Below are 7,594 nucleotides of genomic sequence, written 5' to 3'. Positions count from 1 at the left end.
GTGCTCCTGGTTGGGTTCCTCCTTCGTCGGAATACCCTCACTCCGGTCTCGCTCCGTGGGCCCGCGCCGAACGGACATCCATGTCCTGACGGCGCTCTCGCCGCATCCATGCGGCTCGGCCCACTGCGCGAAACCTGCGTTCAGCCTGCACCCAAGTCGCGATTGGCGGTGATTGGGCCTTTTGCGTATGAAGATCAAAAGCAGATCAGAAGCAGATCAGAAGCAGATCAGAAGCAGATCAGAAGCAGATCAGAAGCAGATCAGAAGCAGATCAGAAGCAGATCAAGGGCTTCCCGTCTGAAGCCGGTCCTACAGGGGTCGCAGCCGGTCCCACTGGCGGGATGCGATGCTTTTAGTGGGACCGGCTTTAGCCGGGAAGGCGTCGGTGTGGGCGCTGGGGTTTTTGGTCTGTCTCCGTGCGGGGAGATGCCCATTCAGCTCCAATTAAGGCCGATGTTGTTATGATCGCGGTCCATTCTCTGACTGCGCTTGTTTATGCCCGATCAATCGCCACGCGCCCTGCCGGATTCTTTTTTTCATCGCGACGCGCAGACGCTCGCCCGGGACTTGCTTGGCAAGGTGATCCGGCACAAGGTCGGCGAGTTGTGGTTGTCGGCGCGGATTATTGAGACGGAAGCGTATTACGTGTCCGAAAAGGGCAGTCATGCGTCCCTCGGCTACACGGAAAAGCGTAAGGCTTTGTTTCTGGAAGGCGGGCACATTTATATGTATTACGCCCGCGGTGCCGACTCGTTGAATTTTAGCGCGGAAGGCCCGGGCAATTCCGTGCTGATCAAATCGGCCTACCCGTGGGTCGATGCGGTTTCCGATGAAAACGCCCTCGCCCGGATGTTGCTCAATAACCCCGATGCCAGTGGCAATGTGCGCACGCCCGAGCGGCTGTGTGCCGGGCAGACGCTGCTGTGCAAAGCGCTGGGGCTGAAGGTGCCGATGTGGGACGCCAAGCGCTTCGATGAGGAGCGCCTTTTTGTCGAGGACGTGGGTCAGCGACCGGCGCGCATTATTCAGACGACCCGGCTCGGCATCCCCCTGGGACGCGACGAGCACCTGATGTACCGATACGTCGACGCCGCCTACGCCCGCTTCTGCACACGGAACCCGGTCAGACGCGGGCAAGTCGAAGGGCGCGACTACATTTTCATCGAGCAAGGAAACTAAACCCATGGGCGCTTGGCTCGACAGCATCACCTCCTGGCTGGGCGCAAATCCCTCGTGGCTGGGTGCGGCGATTTTCATCGTCGCCTTCATCGAGTGCCTGGCCATCGCCGGCATCGTCGTGCCCGGCACCGTCGTGCTGTTCGCCATCGCCGCGCTGGCCGGCAGCGGCGTGCTGCCCTTGGGCGAAGCCCTGCTGCTGGGTTTTCTGGGTGGCATATTGGGCGATCTGGTGTCGTACTTTCTGGGTCGGCGCTTCCATCAGAACATTCGGCAATTGCCGGGGCTGCGTAATCACCCGGAATTGATCGGCGGCGCCGAGACGTATTTTCAGCGCTATGGCATCGCCAGCCTGCTCGTCGGCCGCTTCATCGGCCCGCTGCGCCCCATGCTGCCGATGGTTGCCGGAATGTGCGACATGCCGTTCGTGCGCTTCGCCGGTGTCAGCCTGATTGCGGCAGCCGGTTGGTCGGTGGCCTACATTCTGCCGGGCTGGGCAACGGGCGCCGCGATCCGTCTGCCGCTGCCGGAAAACTTCTGGCCCCAGGCCGCCGTGGTGGGTGGCGGCCTGGCAATTCTGCTGGGCATCAGCGTGCAGAGCAGCCTGCGGCAGAAGCCCTACGCGACCAAAGTGATTGCCCTGACGGCCTTTATTCTGCTGGTCAGTGTGTTTCTGGGCTGGCCGTATCTGGCCGATTTCGATCAGGGCATCATGACCGTGGTGCAGGCCAGCCGAAGCGCTGCGGCCGAGAACTTCGTGGTGATGGTGACCGGCCTCGGAGACTTCCGCACTCAATTCTGCGCGGCCGCTCTGCTCACGATTCTGCTGGTGGTTACGCGGCAATGGCGTCATGCGATTTTCGTAATCGGCACCACCCTCGGCGCGGCGCTGATCAATCAGAGCATGAAGTACACCTTCGCCCGCGCCCGACCCGACGTACTGACGGAAGCATTGGGGACTTACAGCATGCCGAGCGGACATGCCTCGGCCTCTTTTGCACTGTTCATGACGCTGGCGGTGCTGGCCGGTCGCGGGCAGCCGGTGAGATTGCGACTGACCTGGCTGCTGCTGGGCGGCATTCCGGCGCTGGCGATTGCGATGTCGCGGGTGTATCTGGGCGTGCATTGGCCCACGGATGTCACAGCCGGCATGCTGCTGGCGTTTTTTACCTGTGCCGCAAGCCTTGCGTTCGTACAGAACAAGAAGCCGCTGGAGGCGCTGCCAATCAAAGTGTGGTGGCTGGTGCTGCCGGCGATGGTTGCGCTGTTCGGCGGGTTCGGACTGCACTCGTTCCCGCACGGTCTGATCCGTTATCAGTACTGAGACGGCGCAAACGCGACTTGCCTTATGAAGCCGACGCCGCGCGGGACCGAGACGACAGTACGCAGGCCCGTCAGGCCTGCATGTCGCCTTGCATCTCGTCGAGCAGGTCCTGAATCGCATCGAGGCGCTCTTCAGCATCTTCGATCTCCAGCAGCTCGATCTTGTCTTCTTCGGCAAACGGCAGCAGATACGCCAGTTGATTAGCCAATGAGTGCTGGCCGCTGGCGGTGAGCCCCATGTTCAACGCGGCCACCATGGGGTGTTCGGCCAATGCGGCCAACAAGGCCACCAGATCGTCGTCTTCCTCTTGCAGCGGTTGCTCCTGAGGATCGTCGAGCCACTCGACCTCGCCGATCAACAGGTTGTCGCGCTGGGTGCTGTAGTCCTTCACCCGAAAGCGTCGAGCGCCCACTACCCGGATGCCAAGCAGGCCGTTGTCTTGTTTCTGGAAGTCGGTCACCCGCGCTTCGCAGCCAATCATCGAGAAACCGTCCGGCACGTCGCCCGTCTCACTGCCTTCAGTGATGCAGACCACGCCAAAGCCTTCGCCCTGCTTCATGCAACGGCCAATCATGTCGAGGTAGCGCGCCTCGAAGAGTTGCAGATCAAGCACGCACCCCGGGAACAGCACGGCGTTCAGTGGAAACAGCGGCAACGACATAAACCCATCCTCAAGCAACCAGAGACACCGCCAACGGCAGGAACAAGGCCGTGGCGACACCCATCAAACTCATCGCCAGCGCCGCGAAGGCGCCGCATTCCTCACTTTCCTGCAGAGCCGCCGACGTGCCCACCGCGTGTGCCGTCAGCCCAAGGGCCATGCCTCGAGCTTCCGGGCTGTGCACCCGCGCCAGGGTCAGCAGGCCGGGGCCGAATATGCCGCCGATCACACCGGTTATCAACACAAACACAGCGGCGAGCGCCGCCACGCCGCCAATTTGTTCGGCGACCAGCATGGCGATCGGCGAAGTGACGGACTTGGGCGCCATCGTCATCAGAATCATGTGGTCGGCGCCCAGCACCCAACCCAGGCCGACGCACAGCCCAGTGGCCAGCACGCCACCCAACACCAGCGTAGTCAATACCGGCCAGAACAGCTGCCGGATCCGCCGCAGATTCAGATAAAGCGGCACGGCCAGCGCCACCGTTGCCGGGCCCAGCAGAATGCTGAGGATCTCGGTGCTTTTGCGGTACTCAACGTAAGACAGCCCACAGCCGACCAATACGCCGATCACCACCAGCATCGAGATGAGCACCGGCTGCAGAAACACCCAGCGGGTTTTTTCGTAGCCCGCCAGCACCACCTGATAAGCGCCCAGCGTGATGGCGATCCCGAACAGCGGATGATGGATGACCGACAACCAGGCGCCATGCCAATCCAGGCTCATGATGGCTCCCTGCGACGGGTCTGGCGGTCGATGAGTTTTTGCATCAACCAGCCGGCGAAGGTGAGCGAGACCATCAATGAAATGACCAGCGAACCGACAATCGCCCAGAAGTCCTCGGCGATCTGGTCGGCATACACCATCACGCCGACAGCGGGCGGTACCAGCAGCAGCGGCAGGTAACGCAGCAGACTGCTGGCCGCCAGGCTGATGGGTTCGCTGACTTCGCCCCGGGTCATCAGGTAGATCATCAGCAGCACCAGCCCGATGATCGGGCCAGGCAGTATCGACAGAAACAAGTGGTTGAGGGCGGTTCCGATCAGTTGGAACAGCACAAGCCAGGTCAGGCCTCTTAGCAACATAAAAAACTCCAGCAGGTTCGCGGCGACATTATAGGCACGCCACCCGCGCTGCCTATGGGGTGGTATTCGCCAGTTGAGGGCACGTTGACCTACGCGGTGCGGCGTGCTGATCTTCAGTACCAGGCAATAACAGCGCCTGCCCCGTCGTGCCCGGAACATCGCCCGCGAAAACAACCCTCAGTCAGGAGAGCCGTGATGCCTTACGTACCCGCTGCAGAACTCAAGCACTATGAAGGCAAGGATCTGGGATGCTCCGACTGGCTGACCATCGATCAGGCGCGCATCAATCTGTTCGCCGAGGCCACCGGCGACTTTCAGTTTATCCACGTCGACCCGGTCAAAGCGGCGCAGACGCCATTCGGTTCGACCATCGCCCACGGGTTTCTGTCGCTGTCATTGATTCCCAAACTGATGGAATCCCTCATGGTTGTGCCCGAAGGCATGCAGATGGCAATCAACTATGGCCTGGACAGTGTGCGGTTCATCCAGCCGGTGAAGGTCGATTCGCGCGTTCGTCTAAAAGTCACGCTGGCCGAGGCCACCGAAAAGAAACCCGGCCAATGGCTGCTCAAAGCCACCGCGACGCTTGAAATCGAAGGCCTGGACAAGCCTGCGTTCGTGGCTGAACCGCTTTCGCTCTGCTTCGTCTAACCCCGCAGCGCCCCTTTTACGCCCTCCAAAACATGAAACAGTCGTAACAGACTGTTTCATGAGCGTTCCTCGCTGCGGCATACTCGCGGCGGCTGTGTGAGCGACTCGATACACGTACGCGATCTGATCACGCCGAAACAACTTATTTTCGGGATTTACCATGCGCGCGTTTGCTCCTTTGGCCCTGACCCTCCTTCTTACCGCTTGCGGCGACGGCGAATCGCTGTTGCCGCCTGATGCCCGCCTGCCCGACGGCGGGCGCTATCGCGGCGACGTCATCAATGGCGTGCTGCAAGGCAAGGGCCGGATCGATTACCCCAATGGCAGCTGGTATGCCGGGGAATTCAAGAACGGTCAGTGGAACGGCCAGGGTGAATGGCACGCCAGCAATGGCGACGTGTACCGCGGCGGTTTTCAGGACGGGCTCTTCCACGGTCAGGGCTCGCTCACCACCAGCGCGGGTACCTATGACGGCGGCTACAAGCTGGGGCGGCGTGAGGGTGAAGGCACGCTCAAAGAGCACGGCATGAGCTATCGCGGCGAGTTCAAGGCCGACCTGTATGACGGCGCCGGGCATCTGGAGCTGGACGACGGCAGCGAGTATCAGGGCCAGTTCGCCCACGGCAAACCCAACGGCGAAGGGCAGCGCAACGATTCGGCCGGCAACCAGTTCAGCGGCAAGTTCGTCGACGGCCAGCTTGAGGGCACCGGCAATTTCAACAGCGCTGACGGCGATCAATACGTCGGCGGCTTTCACAACAATCAGCTCAACGGTCGCGGCCGCTACGAGAATGCCGACGGCGATGTCTGGTCGGGGCAGTTCAAGGATGGCGCGTTCACCGGCAAGGGCGAATTGATCGGCACTGACGGCACCCGCTATCAGGGGGATTTTAAAAACTGGCGCTTTTCCGGCTCCGGCAGCTTGAAGCTCCCGGACGGCAGCGTGTACGTCGGACAGTTCGACAACGACAACTATCAAGGCAGCGGCGTGCTGACCACGGCAGACGGGCAAGTCCAGAGCGGCACCTGGTCAAACGGTCAGCGCGTGCGCGATGCCGCCGGCAAGCTGTTGCCCGATCCGCTGGAAACCGGCTTGCTGGCCCAAGGCGCGCTCGTCGAGAAAGCGCTGTCCGCCGTGCCCGCTTCAACGCCCGCCATTGAGCTCTACAGCCTTGTTGTGGGTGGCGATGGCAAACAGAGCGTCTTTTTGCGCGAAGCCGATTACGTCAACAAATTGCTCGCGACGCGCTTCGGTGCGTTCGGGCAGATCACGCTGGTCAACCATCGCGATCACATGGCCGACCGCCCGCTGGCCACGCGCGAGACCATCAGCCGCGCCGTGCAAACCCTGGCCAAGCGCAGCGGGCCGGAAGACTTGATCTTCATCTACCTCACCAGCCACGGCACCCATGAACACGAATTGGTATTGGATCAACCGCGCCTGGAGCTGTCGGACCTGCCCGCCAACGAGATGGCCGGCATACTGGCGCCGCTGAAAAATCGCGACAAGGTGGTGGTGATTTCCGCCTGCTATTCAGGCGGTTTCATTCCGGCGATCAAGGACGAGCGGACGATGGTGATCACTGCCTCGCGAGAGGATCGGGTGTCGTTCGGCTGCTCTGAAGAAGCCGATTTCACCTACTTCGGCGAGGCGCTGTTCGGCAAAGCGCTGGTTGAAACCGACGATCTGGTGCAAGCGTTCAACGAAGCTCGGGATATTGTTGCCCAGCGCGAGACGGACGAGAGCTTTGAAGCTTCCGAACCGCAGATGTGGGCGCCGAAAGGGGTCGTCGCGCATTGGCGGCAGTTGCGCAAAAGTCAGGCGGAGCGCGCGCTCAATACCGTCCGACGCTGAGTGCACCCAGGTGATGTAAAAAGCTGTGGGCGCCGGCTTGCTGGCGAACGCATTTGTTCCGGCGCTGCAAGGGTCAGTGCCCCATCGGGTTCGCCAGCAAGCCGGCTCCTACGGATCGGGTCAGGCCCAAATGCCGACGCGCATGAACATTTCATGTGTTTTTGTGAAACCCTCCCGCTTCGCTTGTAGTCTGTTCCGGTACAGCGCCTATGCTTGTGGCGTATCAAGGGAGAAAGATCATGTACTTGACGCCTCAGCACATTTTGCTCGCCGGAGCTACCGGATTGACTGGCGAGCACCTGCTCGACCGCCTGCTTAACGAACCCACTGTCACCCGCGTCCTCGCCCCCAGCCGTCGCGCCCTGGCTGAACACCCACGCCTGGAAAATCCGGTCGGCGATCTTCAAAGCCTGCTGCCCTCATTGGAAGGCCCCGTCGACATCGCTTTCTGCTGCCTGGGCACGACCATCAAACAGGCCGGTTCGCAGGAAGCGTTCCGGGCCGTGGATCTGGACATGGTCGTGGCCTTCGGCAAACGTGCGCGCGAGTTGGGCGCGCGTCATCTGCTAGTGATCAGCGCCGTGAATGCCGACCCGCAATCGAGCATCTTTTACAGCCGCGTGAAAGGCGAGATGGAACAAGCGCTGAAGCTGCAAGGCTGGCCGCAGCTGACCATCGCTCAGCCGTCGCTGTTGATTGGCGAGCGGCAGGATCAGCGGCTTGTGGAACAACTGGCCGCGCCCCTGGCCAAGCTGATTCCCGGCAAATACGGCGGCATCGAAGCCTGCAGCCTCGCCCGCGCGCTATGGCGCCTGGCGCTGGAAGAGCAGGACGGCGTGCG

8 protein-coding genes are annotated in these 7,594 nt (G+C 61.6%); 5 read left to right on the top strand and 3 right to left on the bottom strand.

Translation table 11 applies throughout. The features are described 5' to 3' along the window. The first annotated feature begins 495 nt into the window (after positions 1 to 495). Entirely contained in the window at positions 496 to 1,179 is a 684-nt protein-coding gene (locus tag VF672_RS17015) for a DNA-3-methyladenine glycosylase (RefSeq protein WP_331105729.1), read from the top strand. Positions 1,180 to 1,183: 4 nt separating this feature from the next. After that, positions 1,184 to 2,500: a bifunctional DedA family/phosphatase PAP2 family protein gene (locus tag VF672_RS17010; protein ID WP_331105728.1), complete on the top strand. Its 1,317-nt coding sequence runs from the start codon at positions 1,184 to 1,186 to the stop codon at positions 2,498 to 2,500. Between the two features lie 70 nt (positions 2,501 to 2,570). Here VF672_RS17010 and VF672_RS17005 read toward each other — a convergent pair whose 3' ends face one another. The 3 genes from VF672_RS17005 to VF672_RS16995 are packed head-to-tail and all read right to left on the bottom strand — an operon-like array spanning position 2,571 to position 4,247. Next, positions 2,571 to 3,161 carry an LON peptidase substrate-binding domain-containing protein gene (locus VF672_RS17005; protein WP_331105727.1) on the bottom strand — a complete coding sequence of 197 codons (591 nt, stop codon included), beginning with the start codon at positions 3,159 to 3,161 and terminating at the stop codon, positions 2,571 to 2,573. Positions 3,162 to 3,171: 10 nt separating this feature from the next. Further along, entirely contained in the window at positions 3,172 to 3,888 is a 717-nt protein-coding gene (locus VF672_RS17000; RefSeq protein WP_331105726.1) for an LrgB family protein, read from the bottom strand. Continuing rightward, positions 3,885 to 4,247, bottom strand: coding sequence for a CidA/LrgA family protein (locus VF672_RS16995; protein ID WP_331105725.1), 363 nt, complete (start codon positions 4,245 to 4,247; stop codon positions 3,885 to 3,887). Before VF672_RS16995 ends, VF672_RS17000 begins: the two co-directional genes overlap by 4 nt. A gap of 195 nt (positions 4,248 to 4,442) precedes the next feature. Between VF672_RS16995 and VF672_RS16990 the strand changes: the two genes are divergently transcribed. The 3 genes from VF672_RS16990 to VF672_RS16980 all read left to right on the top strand — a co-directional run. Then, complete coding sequence (locus VF672_RS16990) at positions 4,443 to 4,898, top strand: MaoC family dehydratase (protein WP_331105724.1); 456 nt, start codon at positions 4,443 to 4,445, stop codon at positions 4,896 to 4,898. A 160-nt stretch (positions 4,899 to 5,058) separates the two neighbouring features. Beyond that, on the top strand, positions 5,059 to 6,753 hold the full coding sequence (locus VF672_RS16985; protein WP_331105723.1) for a C13 family peptidase: 1,695 nt from the start codon (positions 5,059 to 5,061) through the stop codon (positions 6,751 to 6,753). Positions 6,754 to 6,992: 239 nt separating this feature from the next. Continuing rightward, on the top strand, positions 6,993 to 7,594 hold a 602-nt coding region (locus VF672_RS16980), incomplete at its 3' end, for an NAD(P)H-binding protein (protein ID WP_331105722.1).

This window comes from Pseudomonas sp. (assembly GCF_036387035.1).
Lineage (GTDB): Bacteria > Pseudomonadota > Gammaproteobacteria > Pseudomonadales > Pseudomonadaceae > Aquipseudomonas.
Note: the sequence above shows the minus strand (reverse complement) of the source record. Positions and strands in the feature narration are given on the sequence as shown.

Coding starts and splice junctions, on each gene's coding strand:
- VF672_RS17015 (WP_331105729.1), top strand. CDS start 496: ATGCCCGATCAATCGCCACGCGCCCTGCCGGATTCTTTTTTTCATCGC.
- VF672_RS17010 (WP_331105728.1), top strand. CDS start 1,184: ATGGGCGCTTGGCTCGACAGCATCACCTCCTGGCTGGGCGCAAATCCC.
- VF672_RS17005 (WP_331105727.1), bottom strand. CDS start 3,161: ATGTCGTTGCCGCTGTTTCCACTGAACGCCGTGCTGTTCCCGGGGTGC.
- VF672_RS17000 (WP_331105726.1), bottom strand. CDS start 3,888: ATGAGCCTGGATTGGCATGGCGCCTGGTTGTCGGTCATCCATCATCCG.
- VF672_RS16995 (WP_331105725.1), bottom strand. CDS start 4,247: ATGTTGCTAAGAGGCCTGACCTGGCTTGTGCTGTTCCAACTGATCGGA.
- VF672_RS16990 (WP_331105724.1), top strand. CDS start 4,443: ATGCCTTACGTACCCGCTGCAGAACTCAAGCACTATGAAGGCAAGGAT.
- VF672_RS16985 (WP_331105723.1), top strand. CDS start 5,059: ATGCGCGCGTTTGCTCCTTTGGCCCTGACCCTCCTTCTTACCGCTTGC.